The 23145-nt window shown below is 64.6% G+C and carries 19 protein-coding genes and 1 riboswitch; of the genes, 6 read left to right on the forward strand and 13 right to left on the reverse strand.

What is annotated here, in order from left to right; all coding sequences use genetic code 11:
- Window positions 1–10: 10 nt before the first annotated feature.
- The 3 genes from A4C63_RS06135 to asd are packed head-to-tail and all read left to right on the forward strand — an operon-like array spanning window position 11 to window position 3273.
- Window positions 11–1546, forward strand: a complete 1536-nt coding sequence (locus A4C63_RS06135) for an HDOD domain-containing protein (RefSeq protein WP_063911935.1) — start codon at window positions 11–13, stop codon at window positions 1544–1546.
- Window positions 1547–1590: 44 nt separating this feature from the next.
- On the forward strand, window positions 1591–2400 hold the full coding sequence (locus tag A4C63_RS06140) for a rhodanese-like domain-containing protein (RefSeq protein ID WP_063911936.1): 810 nt from the start codon (window positions 1591–1593) through the stop codon (window positions 2398–2400).
- Between the two features lie 9 nt (window positions 2401–2409).
- Entirely contained in the window at window positions 2410–3273 is an 864-nt protein-coding gene (asd, locus tag A4C63_RS06145) for an archaetidylserine decarboxylase (protein ID WP_063911937.1), read from the forward strand.
- A 156-nt stretch (window positions 3274–3429) separates the two neighbouring features.
- On the opposite strand, the gene serB is transcribed toward asd, so the two are convergent.
- A complete protein-coding gene (gene serB, locus A4C63_RS06150) occupies window positions 3430–4644 on the reverse strand; it encodes a phosphoserine phosphatase SerB (RefSeq protein WP_063911938.1) in 1215 nt (404 codons plus the stop codon).
- Window positions 4645–4779: 135 nt separating this feature from the next.
- Here serB and A4C63_RS06155 point away from each other — a divergent pair, with 135 nt between their 5' ends.
- Window positions 4780–6237 carry an AhpA/YtjB family protein gene (locus A4C63_RS06155; RefSeq protein WP_063911939.1) on the forward strand — a complete coding sequence of 486 codons (1458 nt, stop codon included), beginning with the start codon at window positions 4780–4782 and terminating at the stop codon, window positions 6235–6237.
- Between the two features lie 160 nt (window positions 6238–6397).
- Here A4C63_RS06155 and A4C63_RS06160 read toward each other — a convergent pair whose 3' ends face one another.
- The 9 genes from A4C63_RS06160 to A4C63_RS06200 all read right to left on the reverse strand — a co-directional run bounded on the left by A4C63_RS06160 (window position 6398) and on the right by A4C63_RS06200 (window position 15725).
- A complete protein-coding gene (locus tag A4C63_RS06160) occupies window positions 6398–7108 on the reverse strand; it encodes a membrane integrity-associated transporter subunit PqiC (protein ID WP_063911940.1) in 711 nt (236 codons plus the stop codon).
- A gap of 172 nt (window positions 7109–7280) precedes the next feature.
- A complete protein-coding gene (parC, locus tag A4C63_RS06165; protein ID WP_063911941.1) occupies window positions 7281–9539 on the reverse strand; it encodes a DNA topoisomerase IV subunit A in 2259 nt (752 codons plus the stop codon).
- Window positions 9540–9549: 10 nt separating this feature from the next.
- Window positions 9550–10068: a TIGR02281 family clan AA aspartic protease gene (locus A4C63_RS06170; protein WP_063911942.1), complete on the reverse strand. Its 519-nt coding sequence runs from the start codon at window positions 10066–10068 to the stop codon at window positions 9550–9552.
- The gene (locus tag A4C63_RS06175) at window positions 10065–11051 is read right to left on the reverse strand and encodes an esterase-like activity of phytase family protein (RefSeq protein WP_063911943.1); all 987 of its coding nucleotides are present in this window, start codon (window positions 11049–11051) and stop codon (window positions 10065–10067) included. Before A4C63_RS06175 ends, A4C63_RS06170 begins: the two co-directional genes overlap by 4 nt.
- On the reverse strand, window positions 11048–12952 hold the full coding sequence (parE, locus tag A4C63_RS06180; protein ID WP_015272020.1) for a DNA topoisomerase IV subunit B: 1905 nt from the start codon (window positions 12950–12952) through the stop codon (window positions 11048–11050). The genes A4C63_RS06175 and parE overlap by 4 nt, the downstream gene beginning before the upstream one ends.
- 34 nt (window positions 12953–12986) lie before the next feature.
- Complete coding sequence (locus A4C63_RS06185) at window positions 12987–13595, reverse strand: YqiA/YcfP family alpha/beta fold hydrolase (protein ID WP_063911944.1); 609 nt, start codon at window positions 13593–13595, stop codon at window positions 12987–12989.
- Window positions 13596–13778: 183 nt separating this feature from the next.
- Window positions 13779–14579, reverse strand: a complete 801-nt coding sequence (gene cpdA, locus A4C63_RS06190) for a 3',5'-cyclic-AMP phosphodiesterase (protein ID WP_082888271.1) — start codon at window positions 14577–14579, stop codon at window positions 13779–13781.
- A gap of 85 nt (window positions 14580–14664) precedes the next feature.
- The gene (locus A4C63_RS06195; protein WP_016501905.1) at window positions 14665–15117 is read right to left on the reverse strand and encodes a DUF1249 domain-containing protein; all 453 of its coding nucleotides are present in this window, start codon (window positions 15115–15117) and stop codon (window positions 14665–14667) included.
- On the reverse strand, window positions 15108–15725 hold the full coding sequence (locus A4C63_RS06200; protein WP_063911945.1) for an NUDIX domain-containing protein: 618 nt from the start codon (window positions 15723–15725) through the stop codon (window positions 15108–15110). Before A4C63_RS06200 ends, A4C63_RS06195 begins: the two co-directional genes overlap by 10 nt.
- A gap of 185 nt (window positions 15726–15910) precedes the next feature.
- Here A4C63_RS06200 and A4C63_RS06205 point away from each other — a divergent pair, with 185 nt between their 5' ends.
- On the forward strand, window positions 15911–16657 hold the full coding sequence (locus A4C63_RS06205) for an RsiV family protein (RefSeq protein WP_039612449.1): 747 nt from the start codon (window positions 15911–15913) through the stop codon (window positions 16655–16657).
- On the opposite strand, the gene cytX is transcribed toward A4C63_RS06205, so the two are convergent.
- Window positions 16626–17909, reverse strand: a complete 1284-nt coding sequence (gene cytX, locus A4C63_RS06210; protein ID WP_063911946.1) for a putative hydroxymethylpyrimidine transporter CytX — start codon at window positions 17907–17909, stop codon at window positions 16626–16628. The two genes, A4C63_RS06205 and cytX, sit on opposite strands and share 32 nt — an antisense overlap.
- Before the next feature lie 165 nt (window positions 17910–18074).
- On the reverse strand, window positions 18075–19955 hold the full coding sequence (gene thiC, locus A4C63_RS06215) for a phosphomethylpyrimidine synthase ThiC (protein WP_063911947.1): 1881 nt from the start codon (window positions 19953–19955) through the stop codon (window positions 18075–18077).
- 156 nt (window positions 19956–20111) lie between these two features.
- Window positions 20112–20218, reverse strand: a riboswitch (TPP riboswitch).
- A gap of 160 nt (window positions 20219–20378) precedes the next feature.
- On the opposite strand from thiC, the gene A4C63_RS06220 reads away from it, so the two are divergent.
- Window positions 20379–21815 carry a TolC family outer membrane protein gene (locus A4C63_RS06220; RefSeq protein WP_063911948.1) on the forward strand — a complete coding sequence of 479 codons (1437 nt, stop codon included), beginning with the start codon at window positions 20379–20381 and terminating at the stop codon, window positions 21813–21815.
- Window positions 21816–21867: 52 nt separating this feature from the next.
- Here the strand turns inward: A4C63_RS06220 and waaA are convergent, their stop codons facing one another.
- Complete coding sequence (gene waaA, locus A4C63_RS06225) at window positions 21868–23139, reverse strand: lipid IV(A) 3-deoxy-D-manno-octulosonic acid transferase (RefSeq protein WP_063911949.1); 1272 nt, start codon at window positions 23137–23139, stop codon at window positions 21868–21870.
- Window positions 23140–23145 lie beyond the last annotated feature (6 nt).

Raw genomic sequence — 23145 nt, forward strand, 5'->3', positions numbered from 1 at the left:
TGATGTCAAAATGCCAATTGAAACCAAGGTGCCCGCTCAGGCTCCACGTACGCTAGAGGCCTGGGTAAAGCTGCTCGAGAGTGTTCGCATCCCCGTGCCGAAGCACAGCTACGACCGGGTCATGGCCGCCATCCACGATAGCCGCCGCTCGCTGCGCGATATCGCCGAACTGATGCAGGACAGCCCGGCACTGGTGCTGTCGGTGATGCGCGAAGCCAATCACCCCACCAATGCCAGCCTGGCCGAGCCAGCCGAAAGCCTGGAAGTCGCCCTCAATCGCCTGGGTCTGGAGCGCAGCGAACAGTTGCTCAAGCGCCTGCCTGCAGTGCCCGTCGAAGAAATCCCGCCGGTACTGTGCCAGTTCCAGCTGATCAGCCAGCACGCCTCGCAGCAGGCCAGCGGCCTGTTCGCCAGCCGCCTGGCACGGCTGTGGCAGGAGATCCACTGGGGTAGCCTGCTGTTCCTGTCGCCACTCTGGCCGCTGGCGCTGGCCTACCCCAAGCTGCTCGACACCTGGGAGCTGCGGGTTATCCACAAGGGCGAGGACGCCACCCATGTCGAGGAAGAGCTGTTTGGCGTGCGCATCATCGCGCTGTGCCAGACCATGGCGGAGTACTGGCGCCTGCCACAATGGGTGACGCAGGGTTACCGCCTGCTGCTGGAAGAACGCGAACAACTGGCCCAGGTGCTCAATATCGCCCGTGACCAGGACCTGCTCAGCCAGCAACACCGCCTGGACGCCGAGCCCGGCCTGCGCCGCTGGTTCAACCAGCCGGCCAATACCGTGCTGCTGGCCAATAACCTGGCCCTGGCAGCACAGGTGGGCTGGGACAACCCGCACCTGCTGCGCTGGCAACTGCTGACCGCGCTGTACCTGCAGACCTCGCTGGATGACGTGCAGCAGCAAGTGCACCAGCAGGCTGCGGCCAGCGCCCGCCGCCATGCCCAGCATGCCTTGTTCCACCCGGCCGAAGCGCTGATCTGGCCCTGGCACCAGCGTCGCCCGCACCCGGACATGCTGGCACCGCCACCACCCAGCAGCGACGACCTGGCGCGCTGGCGCAAGCTGTGCCAGCACCTGCTGGCCCAGCCCAGCCCGTTCACCAACACCGTGCACCTGGCCACCCAGGCCCTCGAAGCCCTGCTGGCTTGCGGCATGCAGCGCATCCTGCTGCTGAGCCTGGACAAGGCCAGCGACTACCTGCGCGTGCAGCAACTCGCCGGCCTGCCCAAGGAGGCCGGGGCCCTGGCCCTGCAGGTGTCGCAGAACAAACTGCTGCAAAAGCTGCTGGCCCAGGCTGGACAACTGCGCATCACCCCGGAAAACCACAGCCAGTTCTCGGCCCTGCTGCCGGCCCCGCTGCGCGCCTTGTTCCGCAGCGAGCACGTGCTGCTGCGCTCGCTGGCGGTGAACGACCAGGTGCTGATGCTGATGGTAGCTGACCAGGACTGCCGGCCACTGGCCGATATCAGCGTGCAAGCCTTTGGCAAGACCGCACAATGTACCGAGCGGGCGCTGTCGGTGTTTGCCAACCGCAAGGCCTGAGCCTTGCGCTACAATCGCCCCTCTTTCCACACTGGAGACCGTGGATGACTGACTTTTCCGGCCTGCCCCTGGTGATCGAAGCCGCGGACCTGCTGCCACGCCTGGGTTCGCCAGAGCTGATCCTGGTCGACCTGAGCAGCGCCAACCGCTATGTCAGCGGGCATATCCCCGGCGCACGCTTCGTCGAAGGCAAGCGTACCCAGCTCGGCCAGCCCCCCGCGCCCGGCCTGCTGCCGGCCGTGGGCGAGCTGGAAAAACTGTTCAGCGAACTCGGCCACCGCGACGATGCCGTGTATGTGGTGTATGACGATGAAGGTGGCGGCTGGGCCGGGCGCTTCATCTGGCTGCTCGACGTGATCGGCCACAAGCGTTACCACTACCTCAATGGCGGCATCCAGGCCTGGCCGGCCGACAAGCTCTCCACCGAAGTACCCGCCAGCGGCAACACGCCTGTGCACCTGCGCATCGACAGTGAGCCCACCGCTACTCGCGAGTACCTGCAAAGCCGCCTGGGCGCCGACGACCTGGTCATCTGGGACGCCCGTGGTCCACAGGAATTCAGCGGCGAGAAAGTGCTGGCAGCCAAAGGCGGCCACATCCCCGGCGCGATCAACTTCGAGTGGACCGCCGGCATGGACCTCAACGACCACCTGCGCATCCGCCAGGACATCGCCGAAGTCCTGCAGAACCTGGGTATCACCCCCGACAAGGAAGTGATCACCCACTGCCAGACCCACCGCCGCTCCGGTTTCACTTATCTGGTGGCCAAGGCCCTCGGCTACCCACGTGTCAAGGCCTACGCCGGCTCGTGGAGCGAGTGGGGCAACCACCCGGACACGCCTGTAGAAGTCTAAGGAACCTGCATGAAATCCCGTTTGTTCATCATCAGCCAGTACCTGCTGCCGCACCACCTGCTGTCGCGGCTGGCCGGCTGCATCGCCGAGTGCCGCGTGCGCTGGTTCAAGAACGCCTTCACCGCCTGGTTCGCCAAGCGCTACCAGGTGAACATGGCCGAAGCCATGGTCGAAGACCTGAGCGCCTACGAGCACTTCAACGCATTTTTCACCCGTGCCCTGAAGCCGGGTGCCCGCCCGCTGGACGAGACCCCGGGCGCCATCCTGTGCCCGGCCGACGGCGCCGTAAGCCAGCTTGGCCCGATCGAGCACGGCCGCATCTTCCAGGCCAAGGGCCACGGCTTCAGCGCGCAGGAGCTGCTGGGCGGTGACCCGGCCATGGCCGCGCCGTTCATGGGCGGCGAGTTCGCCACCATCTACTTGTCGCCCAAGGACTACCACCGCGTGCACATGCCGCTGGCCGGTACCCTGCGTGAAATGGTCTACGTGCCGGGCCGCCTGTTCTCGGTCAACCAGACCACCGCGGAGAACGTCCCCGAGCTGTTCGCCCGCAACGAGCGCGTGGTCTGCCTGTTCGATACCGAACGCGGGCCGATGGCCGTGGTGCTGGTTGGCGCGATGATCGTCGCTTCGATCGAAACCGTGTGGGCCGGGCTGGTGACGCCGCCCAAGCGCGAGCTGAAGACCTTCCGTTACGACGAGGCCAGCCGCGCGCCGATCCACCTGGAGAAAGGTGCCGAACTGGGCCGCTTCAAGCTGGGTTCGACCGCTATCGTGCTGTTCGGGCCGGAGCAGGTGAAGTGGGCTGAGAACCTGGGTGCTGGTTCTGCTGTGCGCATGGGGCAGCAGTTGGCGGCGCCTGCGCAGGCTTGATTCGAGCAGTATGAAAGAGGCCCTGCATTGCAGGGCCTTTTTATTGGGGCCGCTGTGCGGCCCTTCGCGGGCACGCCCGCTCCCACAGGGTCAGCGCGGCTCTCTGTGGGAGCGGGCGTGCCCGCGAAGGGCTGCACAGCAGCCCCAAAGTCCCGATCAGCCGCGCGCGTCGCGGTCGCGCAAGCCCAGCAGGTACAGCACCCCATCCAGCCCCAGGGTGGAAATCGCCTGCTTGGCCGACTGGCGTACCAGCGGCTTGGCGCGGAACGCCACGCCCAGGCCGGCCAGCGACAGCATCGGCAGGTCGTTGGCACCGTCACCCACGGCAATGGTCTGCTCCAGCTGCAAGCCTTCTTCGCTGGCCAGTTTCTGTAGCAGCTCGGCCTTGCGCTGGGCATCGACGATCGGCTCCACGGCCACGCCGGTTACCTTGCCATCAACCACTTCCAACTCGTTGGCGAACACATAGTCGATACCCAGGCGCGCCTGCACCTGGCGGGCAAAGTAGGTAAAGCCACCGGACAGGATCGCAGTCTTGTAACCCAGGCGTTTGAGCTCGGCGAACAGGTTCTCGGCACCTTCGGTCAAGCGCAGCGACGCACCGATCTCGTCCAGCACGCCCACATCCAGGCCCTTGAGCAGCGCCATGCGCTCCTTGAAGCTGGCGCGGAAGTCCAGTTCGCCGCGCATGGCGCGCTCGGTGATCGCGGCCACCTGCTCGCCCACGCCAGCGGCCTTGGCCAGCTCGTCGATGACTTCGGCTTCGATCAGCGTCGAATCCATGTCGAACACCGCCAAGCGGCGGTTTCGGCGGAACAGGTCGTCTTTCTGGAAGGCGATGTCGACGCTCAGCTCTTCAGCCAAGGCGAAGAAATCGGCACGCAGAGCCTGGGAGTCACTTGGCACGCCGCGCACGGAGATCTCGATGGCTGCCTTGCCCTTGTCGGTCTCGGCATCCAGCGCCACACGGGCCGACAGGCGCTCGATACGCTCGATGGTCAGGCCGTAATGGCTGATCACTGCACTCACCCGCTGCAGCTGCTCGGGGGTGATCTTGCGGCTGAGCAGGGTGACGATGTGGCGCGCCTCGCCCTGGCCATCGGCCCAGTGCTGGTAGTCCGCCTCGGAAATCGGCGTGTAGCGGGCCTGCAGGTTCAGTTCGTGGGCCTTGGCCTGCACGCTTTGCAGCAGGGCGGTAGCCACTTCGTTGTCCGGGATATCGACCAGAATGCCGAACGACAAGGTGCCGTGCATGACTGCCAGGCCAATGTCGAGGATGCTCACACCGCCCTGCAGCAGGACGCCGGTGATAGCCGCAGTGAGACCGGGACGGTCCTCACCGGTGATGTTGATCAGGACGATTTCGCGCACAACCTGGCTCCGACTTCGATGAAAAATGCGCATTCTACCGATTTTCCGTGACCGTCGGGCGCCAACGATACTTTGCCGACAAAACCCGGCTCGCTATACTGCCCCACACTTTCATGCCATTAAGAGCCGAGCTCAGTGAACCGGCCCACGCCCGTCAAAGCAGACAACTTCTTCCTGATGATCTATCGCGCCCTGAGTCAACGTCGCGTGCCACTGGCACTGCGCATCGCCTGCACCAACATATTCCTGGTGGCGCTGGCGTTGGTGATCTATGCCTGTGTAATGGGCCTGCAGTTCAAGCAGGCCATGCACGAGCAGGCTGATGCCCTGGGCCAGAGCCTGACCACCCAGACCGCCACCTCGGCGACCGAGCTGCTGGTGGCCAACGACATCCTCAGCCTCAACGTGCTGCTCGGCAATCTGGTGAAGAACCCGCTGGTGGCCCATGCGGCGATCTACAGCGTGGACAACCGCATCCTCGCCGAGGCCGGCCAGCGCCCGCGCAACAGCCTGCTGGGCGAGGCCGAAGGCCTGTACCAGACCAAGATCACCTTCCAGGACGTGACCGCCGGGCAACTGCGCATCAGCCTGGACATGAGCCAGTTCCAGCAGCCGATGCTGATCAGCCTGCAGAGCATGGGCATCCTTGCCGCCATCCTGCTGGTACTGGCGCTGACCCTGAGCCTGCGCCAGGGCCGCTTCATCACCCTGCCGCTGCTGCAGTTGCGGGTGTGGCTGCGCGACCCGCAACCCTATACCCCGGCTACCGACCGCCAGGATGAGATTGGCGACATCGCTCGCCAGCTGCATGCGCGCTTGGCCCCACCGCCGCCACCTGAGCCAGAGCCTGAGGAAGAGGACGACGAGCAGTACGACGACTTGCACGACGCCGCCCCGGCAGCCAAGGCCGCACCGCGCGCCAAGCTTGCCGCCCAGGCGGACGAGGATGACGACGATGCCTTCGCCGGCCTGCTGGACGACGACAGCGCGCCCAAGGCCGCCGTGGTCGAATCCGACGAACCGCAGTACAGCGCCGTGCTCGCCGTGCAACTGGGTTCGCAGGAGCAGCTGCGCCGCCTGCCGCGCACGCGCCTGACCGAACTGACCGAGCGCTACCGCGATTGCCTGGAGCACGCGGCCTCGCTCTATGACGGTGAAACCCACACGCTCAACGACGGCAGCACCCTGGTGCTGTTCCACAGCCGCGACTGTGGCGAGGACTACCTGACCAACGCCATCTGCTGCGGCGAGCTGTTGCGCGCCCTGGGCCATGCCCTGCAGATCGAGGTGGCGGACAGCGGCATTACCCTGCAGTTGCAACTGGGCCTGGCCCTGGGCAACGACCTGCAAGGGCTGGAGCTGGTGGACCTGCTGATGGCCGAGAAGGCCCAGGACGCCCTGGCGCTGTCGCAGCACAGCCGCAACCTGTTGCTGGTGGAGCGGCAGATCAGCGATGACACGCTGATTCGCCAGCGCGCCCGCATTCGCCCGATTGCCAGCCCGGAAGGCGCCTGCTGCGTGGAGCGCCTGATGGAGCCCTACCCGTCGATGCTGGAGCGGCAGTTGGCGCGGATGCACGAACGCCGGGCCTGATACCGGGCTGGCCTCTTCGCGGGTAAACCCGCTCCCACAGGACCTGCGCCGAACCTGTGGGAGCGGGTTTACCCGCGAAGAGGCCGCTACAGGCAGTACAAAAACAGCAGATACGAAAAAGCCCGCAGCGATGCGGGCTTTTTCGTACCTGGCAGTTCAATCAGAACCGATAGACTTCCATATCGGTACGAATTGGTGCAGCCATCGGGATCTTGGATTTCTCTGGCGTCTTCTTCACCTGTACCGGCGCAGCTGGCTTCTTAGGCGACTCTTCGGCAATCGCTGGCTGGTTGGCCAGCGGCTTGACCGCCGTGCTCAGCTGTTCGGCCAGCTTCTGCAGCAATTGGCCCTGAGCCTGCACCTGCGACGCCTCGCTGCCCGCGTGCGGCTGCTCAAGGTGAACGATGCGGTTGTCACGCACATGGCCACGGCGGTCCAGCAGGCGCCACTGGGCATCCAGAATGGCCGGCTGGTCCTTGCCCGAGTCCAGGCGAGTGATCGACAGCAGCACTTGTACATCCGGGTTGAAACCGGCCGCCGCCGGGGCCAGCACCACGCGCTGGCTGTCCAGGCGCCAGGCAAGCTGGCGCACCAGCAGCTGGTCGATATCCGACGAAAGGCTGCCAGCCCAACGACCGTCGGTCGCCGAAGTCAGGCTGCCGTCGGCCTGACGCTGCAGGAACGTCTCGCGTTGCAGGTAATCGGCCACCGATACCGGGCCGAGCACCACGGCCATGCCTGCACTCTGCGACGGCTGGCCAGGATCACCACTGTCGAGCTGGTACAGGGCAACCGGCTGGTGCATGGTGCACCCGCCAAGGCCCAGCAGGCCAGTCATCAACAGCGCAAATGGAAGGCGCAGAAATTTCATCATCCCATCCAGGCGGTCGCCATCAGGCCAACCGCAGTGATACATGTAGATTCAAACGGGCACACGGCCACGCCGGCACCGCAAGGGCCATATCATCCGCGAAATAACCGTCCGACTCCAGCATTTCTGCCCGGAACGACGCTGAAATTGCCGTTCCAGACATTTCTACCGGTTACGCCGGCACTTCCACCTGCAACCCATCGACCCGCTGGAACCCACGTGGCAGCTTGCTGCCGCGCCGCCCGCGCTCGCCCTTGTAATGCTCCAGGTCGTCCGCTTTCAGAGATAGGGTACGCTTGCCGGCTTGCAATACAAGTGTCGCGCCTTCAGCAATCACGGCCAGATCGGTAACAAATTCTTCACGGCTGGCTACCCGGTCGCCCGGCACACCAATGATCTTGTTGCCCTTGCCTTTGCCCAACTGGGGCAAGTCGCTGACCTTGAACACCAGCAGACGGCCTTCGGTGGTCACCGCCGCCAGCCAGTCCTGCTCGCGGTTGGCCACCGGGCGCGGGGTCATGACCTTGGCGCCGTTGGGCAGGCTGAGCAAGCCCTTGCCGGCCTTGTTCTTGGCCTGCAGGTCTTCACCCTTGACCACGAAGCCGTAGCCGGCGTCCGAGGCCACCACGTACAGCGCGTCGTCGTCCGGCAACAGCACGCACTCGAAGGTGGCCCCCGGTGGTGGCGTCAGGCGGCCGGTCAGCGGCTCGCCCTGGCCACGCGCCGACGGCAGGCTATGGGCGGCCAGCGAGTAGCTACGGCCGGTGGAGTCGATGAGCACGGCAAACTGGTTGGAGCGCCCGGCGGCGGCAGCCTTGAAGCCATCGCCGGCCTTGTACGACAGGCCGGTGGCATCGATGTCATGGCCCTTGGCGCAGCGCACCCAGCCCTTCTCCGACAGCACCACGGTGACCGGCTCGGTCGGCATCAGCTCGTTTTCCGACAGGGCCTTGGCTTCGGCGCGCTCGACGATCGGCGAGCGGCGGTCGTCGCCATAGGTTTCGGCATCCTTGATCAGCTCGCTGCGTACCAGTTTGCGCAGCTTGGCATCGCTGCCCAGCAGGGCGAGCAGTTTGGCCTGCTCTTTCAGCAGTTCATCCTGCTCGCCGCGGATCTTCATCTCTTCCAGGCGCGCCAGCTGCCGCAGGCGGGTCTCGAGGATGTAGTCGGCCTGGATCTCGGTCAGGTCGAAACGGGCAATCAGGGCCTGCTTGGGCTGGTCCTCGGTACGGATGATGTGGATAACCTCATCCAGGTTGAGGAACGCAGTCAGCAAACCTTCCAGCAGGTGCAGGCGCTTCTCCACCTTGTCCAGGCGGTGCTGCAGACGGCGACGAACGGTAGTGGTACGGAACTCCAGCCACTCCAGCAGCAGCGCACGCAGGTTCTTCAGCTGTGGCCGGCCATCCAGGCCTATGATGTTGACGTTGACCCGGTAGCTGCTCTCAAGGTCGGTGGTGGCGAACAGGTGCTGCATCAGTTCATCGGCGTCCACGCGGTTGGAGCGCGGGATGATGACGATGCGGCACGGGTTCTCGTGGTCCGACTCGTCACGCAGGTCGGCGACCATCGGCAGCTTCTTGGCTTGCATCTGCGCGGCAATCTGCTCCAGCACCTTGGCCCCGGAGACCTGGTGCGGCAGCGCGGTGACGACGATGTCGCCATCCTCGACGCGGTACACGGCGCGCATGCGGATAGAGCCACGGCCGCTTTCGTACATCTTGAGGATTTCCGCCCGCGGCGTGACGATCTCGGCCTCGGTCGGGTAGTCCGGCCCCTGGATGTGCTCGCACAGCTGCTCGATGGTGGCCTTGGGCTCGTCGAGCAGGCGCACACAGGCCGTGGCCACTTCACGCAGGTTGTGCGGCGGCACGTCGGTGGCCATGCCCACGGCGATACCCGTGGTGCCGTTGAGCAGGATGTTGGGCAGGCGCGCCGGCAGCACGGCCGGCTCCTGCAAGGTGCCGTCGAAGTTCGGCACCCAGTCCACGGTGCCCTGGCCGACTTCACTGAGCAGCACTTCGGCGTAGCGCGACAGACGCGCTTCGGTATAACGCATGGCGGCGAACGACTTCGGATCGTCCGGCGCACCCCAGTTGCCCTGGCCGTCGACCAGGGTGTAGCGGTAGCTGAACGGCTGCGCCATCAGCACCATGGCCTCGTAGCAGGCCGAGTCGCCATGGGGGTGGAACTTGCCGAGCACGTCACCGACGGTACGCGCCGACTTCTTGTGCTTGGCATCGGCATCGAGCCCCAACTCGCTCATGGCGTAGACGATGCGTCGCTGCACCGGCTTCAGGCCGTCGCCGATGTGCGGCAGGGCGCGGTCCATGATCACGTACATGGAGTAGTTGAGGTAGGCCTGTTCGGTGAAGTCAGCCAGCGAGCGGCGTTCTACGCCGTCCAGGCTGAGTTCCAGTGAGTCGCTCATGCGGGCCTCGTCATTTCAGGTTCTGGCGCAGCAGCATGGTGCCGCCGCGCTGGGTAAATTCAAGTTGTTTCAGGGCACTCATGCCCAGCAATACGGTCTGCCCGTCCAGGCCCGGCACCACGATGGCGCGTACGTCCTGCAGGCGGATGTCCCCAAGCTGCAGGCTGGCCAGGCGCGTGCGGTAGCCTTCGGTACGGCCGTTGGCGGTACTGAGCTGCACCGGGCTGCCGCGCTCCAGGCCCAGCTCGCGGCCCAACGCCTCGGGGATGGCCACATCGGTGGCACCGGTGTCGAGCATGAAATGCACCACCTGGCCGTTGATCGCACCATCCATCACGAAGTGGCCCTGGCCGTTGCCCAGCAGGCGCACCTCGATAAAGCCTTCGCCATGCGACGACTGCACCTGGGCATTGGGGTTGCGCTGGCTGTCTTCCCATTGGCCGAAGAAGCGCGTGGCAAGAAACAGCGCCGCCGCCCAGGCGACGATCATCAGTACCTTGCCAGCCCGCTTGCCCGGTGCATGGCTCATGGCTTGGCGCTCCATCCGCCTTCCGGCGCGTCGAAGCGCCAGACGATCGGGCGAGCCTCGCCATCGGCGCGGGCGCCGTTGTTGTTGTCCACACCGATCCAGGCGCCCTTGGCGTCGATCACCAGGGCCTCGGCCAGGCCAAACGGCTGTTGATAGCGGCGCGACTCGACCAGGGCATCGGCAGCGAACGACCAGCAGCGCTCCACCTTGCCGCTGTCGGTATCCCGCCGGCAGACTCGGTAGGCGTTGCGTTCCAGGGTGAACAGCTTGCCCTCGAACCAGGCCAGGTCGGAGAAGTCGCGCGACAGCGCCTGGGCATTGGGCATCTGCGCCGGCTGCATTTCGACGCCGGCCTCGCTGAGCAACACGCAGCTGCGGCCGCAGGTCCACACCGACTGCTGGCGCTCGATGGCCACCAGGCCACGGCGCTCGCGCTCGGCGGCCAGCCACAGGCGGTCACCCTCCGGGTTGATCGCCAAGCCTTCGAACAAGGCATTGAAGTTCAACAGCATGCCGCTGGCCCGGGCCTGACGGACCATGGCCGGGTCAATCTTCAACCAGTCCGCCTCGCCTTCCAGCGGCAGTTGCAGCACCGCGGCATGAGCCTCGCTGACCAGGTACAGGTTACCCGCCTGGTCACAGCTGATGCCTTCGAAATCCAGCTCGCCACCACGGATGTACGACGCCGCCCAGTTGCGCGACTTCAGGCCCCACGGCAGGCCACTTTCCGGCACCGCTGGCGGGGTGAAGGTGAGCGGCTGCGCGCGCCAGGTCGGGTTTTGCCGGTCGAAGCGGTAGATACGGTCGTCGTCGCGGTCGGACACACCCCACAGCCCGCCCCGGCATTCCACCAGGCCAGACAGGTTGCCACCGCGCATGCCGTCGATCGGGTGCTCGGCGCTCAGCTTAAGCTCTGGCCAGTTGCCCGCCAGGCTCGGCAGGGCAACCAGCGCCAGGCAGGCAGCCAGAAGCTGCCGAATCAAACCATGACCTCGGCCAGGTTGCCCTTGGTTTCCAGCCAGCTCTTGCGGTCGCCCGCGCGCTTCTTGGCCAGCAACTTGTCCATCAACTCGCAGGTGGCCTGCACGTCGTCCAGAGTCAGTTGCACCAGGCGCCGGGTGTTCGGGTCCATGGTGGTTTCGCGCAGCTGTGGCGGGTTCATCTCGCCCAGGCCCTTGAAGCGGGTGACCTGTGGCTTGCCGCGCTTCTTCTCTGCCACCAGGCGGTCGAGGATACCGTCACGCTCGGCCTCGTCGAGGGCGTAGTAGATTTCCTTGCCCAGGTCGATGCGGTACAGCGGCGGCATGGCCACGTACACATGCCCGGCCTCGACCAGCGCGCGGAAGTGCTGGACGAACAGTGCGCACAGCAGCGTGGCGATGTGCAGGCCGTCGGAGTCGGCATCGGCGAGGATGCAGATCTTGCCGTAGCGCAGCTGCGCAAGGTCGGTGGCCCCCGGGTCGACGCCAATGGCCACGGCGATATTGTGCACTTCCTGGCTGGCCAGGACTTCGCCACCGTCCACTTCCCAGGTGTTGAGGATCTTGCCGCGCAGCGGCAGGATCGCCTGGAACTCCTTGTCGCGTGCCTGCTTGGCCGAGCCACCGGCCGAGTCACCCTCGACCAGGAACAGCTCGGCGCGCATCGGGTCCTGGCCGGCGCAATCGGCCAGTTTGCCGGGCAGAGCCGGGCCCTGGGTGATGCGCTTGCGCTCGACCTTCTTGCTGGCCTTGAGGCGGCGCCCGGCGTTGCTGATGGCCAGTTCCGCCAGTTGCATGCCCAGCTCGGGGTGGGCGTTGAGCCATAGGCTGAAAGCGTCCTTGACCACGCCGGAAACGAAGGCAGCCGCCTCGCGCGACGACAGGCGCTCCTTGGTCTGCCCCGAGAACTGCGGGTCCTGCATCTTCATCGACAGCACGAAGGTGATGCGTTCCCAGACATCTTCCGGCGCCAGCTTCACGCCGCGTGGCAGCAGGTTGCGGAACTCGCAGAATTCACGCATGGCATCCAGCAGGCCCTGGCGCAGGCCGTTGACGTGGGTGCCGCCCTGGGCGGTAGGGATCAGGTTGACGTAGCTTTCCTGGATGCTGTCGCCACCTTCGGGCAGCCACAACAAGGCCCAGTCCACCGCCTCCTTGTTACCGGCCAGGCTGCCGCAGAACGGCTCGTCGGGCAGGCGCTGGAACTCGTTGACCGAATCGACCAGGTAGGAACGCAGGCCATCCTCGTAGTGCCATTCGACCTTCTCGCCGCTGGCCTTGTCCTCGAAGCTGACCAACAGGCCCGGGCACAGCACGGCCTTGGCCTTGAGCACGTGCTTGAGGCGGCTGATGGAGAACTTCGGCGAATCGAAATACTTGGGGTCGGGGCTGAAGTACACACTGGTGCCGGTGTTGCGCTTGCCGACCGAGCCGACCACTTCCAGTTCGCTGGCCTTGAAGCCATCGGCGAAGGTCATCTGGTATTCGTTGCCGTCACGTTTGACGCGCACGCGCACCTGGGTCGACAGAGCGTTGACCACCGAGATGCCGACGCCGTGCAGGCCGCCGGAGAACTGGTAGTTCTTGTTGGAGAACTTGCCGCCGGCATGCAGTTTGGTGAGGATCAGCTCGACCCCGGACACGCCCTCTTCCGGGTGGATGTCCACCGGCATGCCGCGGCCATCGTCGCTGACTTCCAGCGAGTGGTCGGCATGGAGGATGACCTGCACCGAACGGGCGTGACCGGCCAGGGCTTCGTCGACGCTGTTGTCGATGACTTCCTGGGCCAGGTGGTTGGGGCGGCTGGTATCGGTGTACATGCCCGGCCGCTTGCGGACCGGGTCAAGGCCCGAGAGGACTTCGATGGCGTCTGCGTTATAGGCGCTAGCGCTGGGAGTGGCCATAGGGTCTCGTCGTCAGTCTGGTGAATGCAAAAAGTCAAAATACAGAAAAATCGAGCGCTGCATACTGCCCACGGGCAATGCCGGCGAAGGCCAGCAGGGCTGGCAGGCGCTCGGCGAAGCCCTGGAAGCTGTGGTCGCCACCGGCCTGGATGCGCAGGGCACAAGCACGGTAATAGCGCTCGGCGTGGCGATAGTCCAGGGTTTCATCGGCGGTCTGCAGCCACACTTGATAGCGGCTGGCGTCCAACGGGGCCGGTACTTCCAGTTCGGCCAGGGCCTGCACGTGATCGTGGGTCAGTTCCCAGGCTTCACCGGTGTAGTGATTGTGCTGGGTGCCCAGGTAGCCGTCGAAATGCTTGTGCGGCGTTACCGCCGGGTTTACCAGCAGGGCCTTGAGGCCATAGCGCTCGGCCAGATGGGTGGCATAGTAGCCGCCAAGCGAACTGCCTACCAGTAATGGCGCGCCAAGCTCGGCGATGGCCGCTTCGAGCTGGGCGATGGCCTGCCGTGGGTGGTGGTGCAAGGCGGGCACCCGCAACTGGTCTGCCAGGCCGAGATGTTGCATGACAGCCTCGAGTTGAAGCGCCTTCTTCGACAGCGGTGAACTGTTGAAGCCATGGATATAGAGGATGGAACCCGACATGCTGCCCCCGGAATCTGTGGCTTCGCGCCTGATGATGCGGGCGCAGGGATGCGCAGTGTAGCGCGTTCGCCGGGTTTTGGCGCCGCACAGGGGTTTTAGCAACAAATTCTTCAACAGGGGTACGCGGTCTCCTGTGGGAGCGGCCTTGTGTCGCGATAGGGCTGCGCAGCAGCCCCAAAATCTTCAATACCCCGGGCTATCGAAGTCGAGCTTCACTTCGAAGTCCAGCGCCCGCTTCACCCCGGTCTCCAACCGCCCGTCGGCATGCAGGCGCAACCAGCGGTAGCCCGGCTGTTCCTCGCTCACCTGGAAATCCGCGCTACGCGCCGCGAACTGGATACAGGTCGACGGCGTAGCCAGCAGGCGCAGGCCGCCACGCACTTCATCCCATTCCTGGTGCACATGCCCCCAGAGCAAGGCTCGCACCTGTGGATAACCCTCGACGATATCGAACAGCGCCTGGGCATTGCGCAAGCCGATCGGTGCGATCCAGGCACAGCCGATATCCACCGGCTGGTGGTGGAAACACACCAGGCAATGCCGCTCGCCCACCTCTTTCAAGGCGGCCTCCAGCACTGCCAGCTGGTCATTCTCCAAGAAACCGTGAGTCGCGCCATACACTGCGGTGTTGAGCATGACGATGCGCCAAGCACCAACATCGGTTACCGCCTGCACCAGTTCCGGCGCCACTTGCGCCATGACCCGCGCCTCGTCATGGTTGCCCGGCAACCAGCGAGTGGGCACGGCAATCGGTGCGGTCAGCTCGCGGAACGCTTCATAGGACGCCACGCTGGCGTCCTGCGAAAGGTCGCCGGTGCACAGCAGCAGGTCGACAAGCGGTTGCTCCCGCCGCACCTGGGCAACCACATGGCGCAGGCTGTCACGGGTATTGAGGCCCAGCATGCTGCCGGCCGGGTCGGCGAACAGGTGGGCATCGGTCAGTTGCACCACATGCACGGGGTGCGTTTGGTCTGGCTGCGGCAACGGCCGTCTCCTCGAACGGATTCAGCGCGAATTATGGCTGTACAACAGTTGCGAGCAAACACCCGCACCCAAACCACGTCACAATTCAGCGAACGCTTGCCAGCTCGTGGCCACAGGCCAGGCAATGGCTCAGCCATTCACCGAGGAACAGGTTGAGCTGGGCCTTTTCGTCCGGCTGGTGCATGGCTTCGTTGGGATAGGGGTAGATGCTGCGCAAGCGCCGGGTGTGTTCGGCACTGACCACTTCGGCCATGCGCGCATCGTGATACACCTGCACTTCCAGGTGCGGCACCGGCAACCACGGCAGGCTGTGCTCCTGGCGCACATGCAGGGTGGTGGTATACGGGCAGGCCAGCACCACGTCGAGTACCAGCACGCCAAGCATCTGGTCGCCCTGGGTCATGCCGATGCGGCGCGAGCTCTGGGTGGTACGCATGTCGGGCAACAGGCGCATCAGCCGGGCGTAGTTGGCCTCGCAGGCTGCCTGCAGCCCGACCAGGTCGACCCGATAACGCTCGCGCAGCAGGTTCACTTCCACATACCTCGTACTTCGTCACGGTTCAGCGCCAGCCACTGCAGGCCGATGATGGTCGCCGCGTTGCAGATGCGCCCGTCGCGCACTGCCTGCAAGGCATCCTCGAACGACCACACGCGCACGCGAATGTCCTCGCCCTCTTCTTCCAGGCCATGCAGGCCGCCTGCCCCTTCGCTGCTGCAACGGCCGAGGAACAGGTGAACGTATTCGTCACTGCCGCCGGGCGACGGGAAGTAACGGGTCATCGGCCACAGGGCGCTGAAGGTCAGGCCGGCTTCTTCTTCGGCTTCGCGGTGGGCGACTTCCTCGGGTTGCTCGTCCTTGTCGATCAGCCCGGCCACCATCTCGATCAGCCAGGGGTTGCCGACCTTGTCCAGCGCCCCCACACGGAACTGCTCGATCAGCACCACTTCGTCGCGTTGCGGGTCGTAGGGCAACACGCACACCGCATCATGGCGCACAAACAGTTCGCGGCTGATCTCGCGGCCCATGCCCCCGGCAAACAACTCGTGGCGCAGGCGTAGCTTGTCGAGCTTGTAAAAGCCCTGGAAGCAATTGGCCCGCTCGATGATTTCGAAGCCCTTGGGCACTGAGTTCAACGCGTCTGACATGGAAATCCTCATTACCTCGAATACCGCATCGCGCCATCCTACTCTGCACGCCTGCCGGTTTCATCCCTTTCCGGCAACCGTTCGCGCACTCGGGACAGCGCGCCTTCTCTCTGTTAGCTTAGTGGCGAACTGAAGGCCGCGCAGACGGTCAAAGGCCGACTTTTCCCTGTTCTGCAAGGATCCCCATGACACTTGTCAAACTGACTTCCGTGGCTGTGCTGGCCCTGGCCCTGGGTGCCTGCCAAAGCCTGTTCACGCCCAACTACCGGGCGCCGCTCGAGGTCAAGCGCGATGCCTGGGAGCATGTCAAACCCGGCTGCAGCGAAAGCGACTGCCCGCTGGTGAACATCGACATGATCCATTTCCCGGCCTTGCCCAAGCTTGATGGCATCGTCGAGAAACGCCTGCTGCAACTGACCGAAGACAACCAGCGCGGCAACGCACCGACCACCCTGCAAGCCTACGAGCAGCAGTATCTGGCCAGCGCCGACAAGCGCAACAGCAGCTACCTGCAGGCCAAGGTACGCGAGCAGCATGACGGACTGGTGATCATCGAATTGTCCAGCTACCTGGACAGCGGCGGCGCCCACGGCATGCCCGGGCGTGGTTTCATCAACTATTCGCGCAAGCTGGACAAGGTGCTGACCCTGCAGGACATGCTGGTGCCAGGCCAGGAAGACACGTTCTGGAAAACCGTCGAGGAATCGCACCGCGCCTGGCTGATCAGCGTGGGCATGGACAAGGACGCCGAGTTCATCAAGACCTGGCCGTTCAAGCAGTCGCCGCACGTTGCCCTGACGTACGGCGCAGTGGTGGTCAAGTACGAGGTCTATACCATCGCGCCCTACTCCATGGGCCACGTGGAATTGAAGATCCCCTACCCGCGCCTGAATGGCGTGCTCAAGCCTGAACTCTTTCCCGGCCGCGGCTGAAGCTCAGTAGCCCGTGCAGTAGCCCTGCCAGCAGCAATGCCGGCAGGGTCGCCCCCAGGTCCGGCGCCTGCGCGGCGATCACATGGTACGCCACCACGCCCACCACCCAGGCCAGCAGTGCCTGCCAGTGCAAGCCATTCACCTGTGCCGGCAGGCGGCGACGACGGATCACGTAGTGGTCCATCAATACCACACCGAACAGCGGTGCGAACACCGAACCGATCAGCAACAGGAAGTTCTCGTACTGTGCCAGTGGCGCCAGCAGGGCGATCAGCGTGCACAGCACGCCAATGGCCAGCGCCAGGTGCTCGACCTTCAGGCGTACCAGCACACCGGTGGAAACGGCCGCCGAGTGGATGTCGGCAAACGCTTTTTCCGACTCGTCCAGCAGAATCAGCAGCAGTGGAATGCCCATGCCGGCGCCCGCCAGGGCCAGCAGCAAGGCGTTGGCTTCGCCACTGCCGGCAAAGGCCAAGGTGTAGCCCACGCCCAGGCTCATCAGCCAGGTGTTGCCGATGAAGTAGCCCAGCACCGTACCGCCGAATACCTGTTTGCCGTTGCGGGCAAAACGCGAGTAGTCGGCGATCAGCGGCAACCAGGAAAGCGGCATGGCGATGGCAATGTCGAAGCCCACGGCCAGTGACATCGAACCGTCACCGGCGCGGTTCCACAGTGCTGCCAGGTCAGCCTTGGCGAACAGGTTCCAGGTCAGCCACAGGCACGCGCCCAGCAGCAGCCAGATGCCCCAGGTGCGCAGTACCTTGCGCACGAACGCCAGCGGCCCACCGACCGCGAGCAAGGTGGCCAGGGCGCCGAAGCACAGGGTCCAGAGCATCGGGCTGTTCCAGGCACTGGCTTCACCGAACGCCCGCGCGCCCAGCAGGCTGGCGGCATCGCGCATGACAATGATCTCGAACGCGCCCCAGCCCACCAGTTGCAGCAGGTTGAGCAGCGCCGGCAAGCGCGCGCCATGGCCGCCCAGGCTGAGTTTCAGGGTGCCCATGGCCGACAGGCCAGTGTCACTGCCGATGACACCGGCAGCCCCCAGCAACAGCACACCCACGCCGGTGCCCAGGGCGATGGCCAGCACAGCGCCAGCAAGGCCGAGGCCTGGGGCCAGCATGGCGCCGACCTGCAGCACCATCAGGCCGATGCCCAGAGAGAACCAAAGCGAGAACAGGTCGCGGGCGCCGAAGATGCGCTGGGCGATGGGGACCGGGTGGTCGGGGGAAAATTGGCTGGGTGATGTCATGGTTGGCGCTCGCCGGCAATGTTGTTGGTGTTCCTGGCGTGGACTGCGTCCTCGTATCGCGACACAAGGCCGCTCCCACAAAAACCGCGCTGGCCTCAAGCCTTGCGCAGTCCCTGTGGGAGCGGCCTTGCGTCGCGAAAGGGCCGCAAAGCGGCCCCAGCGGTCTTAGACTTTGTGATACAGCTGGCTGCCTTCCTGGCGGAACCGCTCGGCCTGTTCGCGCATGCCTTGCTCGACCGTCACATCCACGGTTTCGATCTTGGCGGCGTACTCGCGTACTTCCTGGGTGATCTTCATCGAGCAGAACTTCGGCCCGCACATCGAACAGAAGTGCGCGACCTTGGCCGATTCCTTCGGCAGGGTCTCGTCGTGGTAGGCACGGGCAGTGTCCGGGTCCAGGCCGAGGTTGAACTGGTCTTCCCAACGGAACTCGAAGCGCGCCTTGGACAAGGCGTTGTCACGAATCTGCGCGCCCGGGTGGCCCTTGGCAAGGTCAGCGGCATGAGCGGCGATCTTGTAGGTGATGATGCCGGTCTTCACGTCATCCTTGTTCGGCAGGCCCAGGTGCTCCTTGGGCGTGACGTAGCAGAGCATGGCGCAACCGAACCAGCCGATCATCGCCGCACCAATGCCCGAGGTGATGTGGTCGTAGCCAGGAGCGATATCGGTGGTCAGCGGGCCGAGGGTGTAGAACGGCGCCTCGTCGCAGCACTCCAGCTGCTTGTCCATGTTCTCCTTGATCAGTTGCATCGGCACGTGGCCAGGGCCTTCGATCATGCACTGCACGTCGTGCTTCCAGGCAATCTTGGTCAGCTCGCCGAGGGTTTCCAGTTCACCGAACTGCGCAGCATCGTTGGCGTCGGCAATCGAGCCGGGGCGCAGGCCGTCGCCCAGCGAGAAGCTGACGTCGTAGGCCTTCATGATTTCGCAGATTTCTTCGAAGTGGGTGTACAGGAAGTTTTCCTTGTGGTGCGCCAGGCACCACTTGGCCATGATCGAGCCACCGCGGCTGACAATACCGGTGACGCGCTTGGCGGTCAGCGGCACATAGCGCAGCAGTACACCGGCGTGGATGGTGAAGTAGTCCACGCCTTGCTCGGCCTGCTCGATCAGGGTGTCGCGGAACAGCTCCCAGGTCAGGTCTTCGGCCACGCCGTTGACCTTTTCCAGGGCCTGGTAGATCGGCACGGTACCAATCGGCACCGGCGAGTTGCGGATGATCCACTCACGGGTTTCGTGAATGTGCTTGCCGGTGGACAGGTCCATGACCGTGTCCGAACCCCAGCGGATGCCCCAGGTCAGCTTGGCCACCTCTTCCTCGATCGAGGAACCCAGGGCGCTGTTGCCGATGTTGCCGTTGATCTTCACCAGGAAGTTGCGGCCGATGATCATCGGCTCCACTTCCGGGTGGTTGATGTTGGCCGGGATGATCGCGCGGCCACGGGCGATTTCCTGGCGAACGAACTCGGGGGTGATTTCTTTCGGGATGTTGGCCCCGAAGCTGTGGCCGGCGTGCTGCTCGTCGAGCAGGCCGGCGGCGCGTGCCTCTTGCAGCTTCATGTTTTCGCGGATGGCCACGTACTCCATCTCGGCGGTGATGATGCCCTGGCGGGCATAGTGCATCTGCGAGACGTTGGCACCCGCCTTGGCACGGCGCGGGTTGCGCACGTGGGCGAAACGCAGCTTGGCCAGTTCCGCATCGTTCAGGCGCTGCTGGCCGAAATCGGAGCTCAGGCCGGCCAGGCGCTCGGTGTCACCGCGGGCGTCGATCCAGGCCGAACGCACGTCGGCCAGGCCCTTGCGCACGTCGATGACCACGTTGGGGTCGGTGTACGGGCCGGAAGTATCGTAGACCAGTACCGGGGCATTGGACTCGCCACCGAAATCGGTCGGGGTGTCGTCCAGGCTGATTTCACGCATGGGCACGCGGATGTCCGGGCGCGAGCCTTCGACATACACCTTGCGCGAACGCGGGAACGGTTGCACGGACTGCTGATCGACTTGTGCCGATTCGCTGAGGTTGATCGCTTTTTCTTGTTTGGTCATCACAGGCTCTCCAGACGGCTTCCTAGCAGTGGAATGTCGGGGTGAACCTGAAAGGCGCGGACGCACCCCTTTTTTGGGTGCAGTGCCGGATATGGGGGTGCCTGAAGCTGCATGCAGCTGTGACATTCCCGGACCTGGCACAAGAGGCTCCCCGGGAAGGCGAGCAATCTTGTTCCCTACGCAGGCGCTAACCTGATCAGGTTCAACGGGATCCGCAACTTTGCGATCTCAGCCTTTGCTTCAAGGCACCCCGACAAGAACATGCGCAGTCTAGACTGGAGTGGTCGGCAAAGCCAAGCAGGTAAATGCGCGGATGATGAAAGGCACCCCGAGCGATTGTTGCCGGGTGCGCATGGCACTAAACTGGCCCGTCGCTCGATACTCAACAGTTCAGTAATTCAATTTCGTACAAGGATTGCCTCTATGCTGCGCAAACTCTCACTGGCAATAGCCGTGTCTTGTGCGTCCAACGGAGTGGTCTGGGCAGCGGACGTGCCCCAAACAGTGAAGACCGACCTGGTCAGCGTCTACCAGGAAGCGGTCGACAATAACGCTGACCTGGCTGCGGCCCGTGCCGATTACGGCGCCCGCCGTGAAGTGGTACCGCAGGCTCGCGCCGGGTTGCTACCCAACCTTTCGGCCGGTGCCGAAATGCTGAACACCCGCACCAAGCTGGACGAACCATCGGCCACCAGCAACCGCAGCGGCAATACCTGGAGCGCGACCCTGGCGCAACCTATCTTCCGCGCTGACCGCTGGTTCCAGTTGCAGGCGGCCGAGGCGGTCAACGAACAGGCGGCGCTGGAGCTGTCGGCGACCGAGCAGAACCTGATCCTGCAAACCGCGCAGAATTACTTCGCCGTGCTCCGTGCCCAGGACAACCTGGCCGCGACCAAGGCCGAGGAAGCTGCCTTCAAGCGCCAGCTGGACCAGTCCAACGAACGATTCGACGTCGGCCTCTCCGACAAGACCGACGTGCTGCAATCCCAGGCCAGCTACGACACGGCGCGGGCCAACCGGATCATTGCCGAGCGCCAGGTACAGGATGCCTTCGAGGCCCTGGTGACCCTGACCAACCGGGAATACACATCGATTCAAGGCGTGGTCCATACCCTGCCGGTGCAGGTCCCTACGCCCAACGACGCCAAGGCCTGGGTCGAAACCGCCGGGCGCCAGAACCTCAACCTGCTAGCCACCAACCACGCGGTCGTCGCTGCCGAGGAAACCCTGCGCCAGCGCAAGGCCGGCCATGCGCCGACCCTGGACGCAGTTGCCAAATATCAGAAGGGTGACAACGACAACTTCGGGTTCACCAACCCCGCACCGGCCCCCGTTACACGCTATAGCGGCGACGTCGAGCAGACCAGCATCGGCCTGCAGTTGAACATCCCGATCTACAGCGGCGGTCTGACCAGCTCGCAGGTGCGCGAGGCTTACCAGCGCCTGAGCCAGAGCGAGCAGCAGCGCGAAAGCCTGCGCCGCCAGGTGGTGGAAAACACCCGCAACCTGCACCGCGCGGTGAACACCGACGTGGAACAGGTGCAGGCGCGCAAGCAGTCGATCATCTCCAACCAGAGCGCGCTGGAAGCCACCGAAATCGGCTACCAGGTGGGTACCCGCAATATCGTCGACGTGCTTGACGCCCAGCGCCAGCTGTACACCTCGGTGCGCGACTACAACAACAGCCGCTATGACTACATCCTCGACAACCTGAGCCTGAAGCAGGCGGCCGGCACCTTGAGCCCGCAGGACCTGCAGGACCTCAAGCGGTATCTGAAGCCGGACTACAACCCGGACAAGGACTTCCTGCCGCCGGACCTGGCGGCAGCGGCAGCCAAGAACTTCGAGCGCAGGCCTTGAGATAAGTGTTGGCTTCTTCGCGGGCTCGCCCGCGAAGAAGCCAATGCAAAAATCAGCGGATAAACGCACCCAGCCCATCGAGCAACCGTTGCAAGGCCCCCTGGTTGGCCCGCATCACCGCCCTGCCCGCCTCGCCCATGCGTTGTGCGTCCTGCGGCAACTCGACCAGACGCCGCACTGCCTCGGCCAGCCCGTCGGCATCGTCCACCTGCTGCAACGCCCCCGCCTCGCGCAGCATCGCGCTGATTTCGAGGAAGTTGAACACATGTGGCCCCATCAGCACCGGCAAGGCCAGCGCCGCTGGTTCCAGCGGGTTGTGCCCACCGGTCGCCACCAGGCTGCCACCGACGAAGGCGATGTCGGCCAAGGCATAGAGGAATAGCAACTCGCCCATGGTGTCGCCGAGCAGTACCGGCGTCTGCGCATCGACCGGCGTGCCGGCAGAGCGGCGCACGGTGGTGAACTGTTCGCTGCACAGCGCATGCACCGCAGCGAAGCGCTCAGGGTGGCGCGGCACCAGGATCAGCAAGGCATCACCATGCACCTGCAGCAACTGCCGGTGCGCCTGCAGGATCAGCGCATCCTCGCCTTCATGGGTACTGGCCGCGATCCACACCGGGCGCTGCTCAGCTCCCCACTGCGCACGCAGTGCCTTGGCACGCGGTAGCAGTTGCTCGTCGATCTTCAGGTCGAACTTGATCGAACCGGTGACCCGTACGCACTCAGGGCGTGCACCCAGGTCACGGAAGCGCCGGGCCTCGGTTTCGGTCTGCACGGCAATCAGGCTCATCTCGGCCAGCATCGGCCGGGTCAGCTTGGCAAAGCGCCCATAGCCACGGGCCGAGCGCTCGGACAAGCGAGCATTGGCCAGCGCTACCGGAATGCCGCGCTTCGCACACTGGTGAATGTGGTTGGGCCACAGCTCGGTTTCCATGATGATGCCCAGCTTCGGCCGCACATGATCAAGAAAACGCCCCGCCGCCCAAGGCAGGTCGTAAGGCAGGTAGCAATGCTGCACACGCGGTTCGTCGGCGAACATGGCGCGAATACGCTCGGAACCGGTCGGGGTCATGCAGGTAAGGGTGATCGGCAATTCGGGGTAGGCCTTGAGCAAGGCACGCACCATCGGTGCCGCTGCAATGCTCTCGCCCACCGACACCGCGTGCACCCAGATGCCGCCCTGGCGCATGGCCGGCAGCTTGAAGGCAAAGCGCTCGCCGATGCGTTGGCCATAGGCCGGCGCCTTGCGCGCGCGCAGGTACAGGCGCAGCGCAACCAGCGGCAGGCCCAGGTGAAACAGCAAGGTATAGAGAGTTCTGTTCATGGCCGC

This window comes from Pseudomonas sp. p21, assembly GCF_001642705.1.
Lineage (GTDB): Bacteria > Pseudomonadota > Gammaproteobacteria > Pseudomonadales > Pseudomonadaceae > Aquipseudomonas.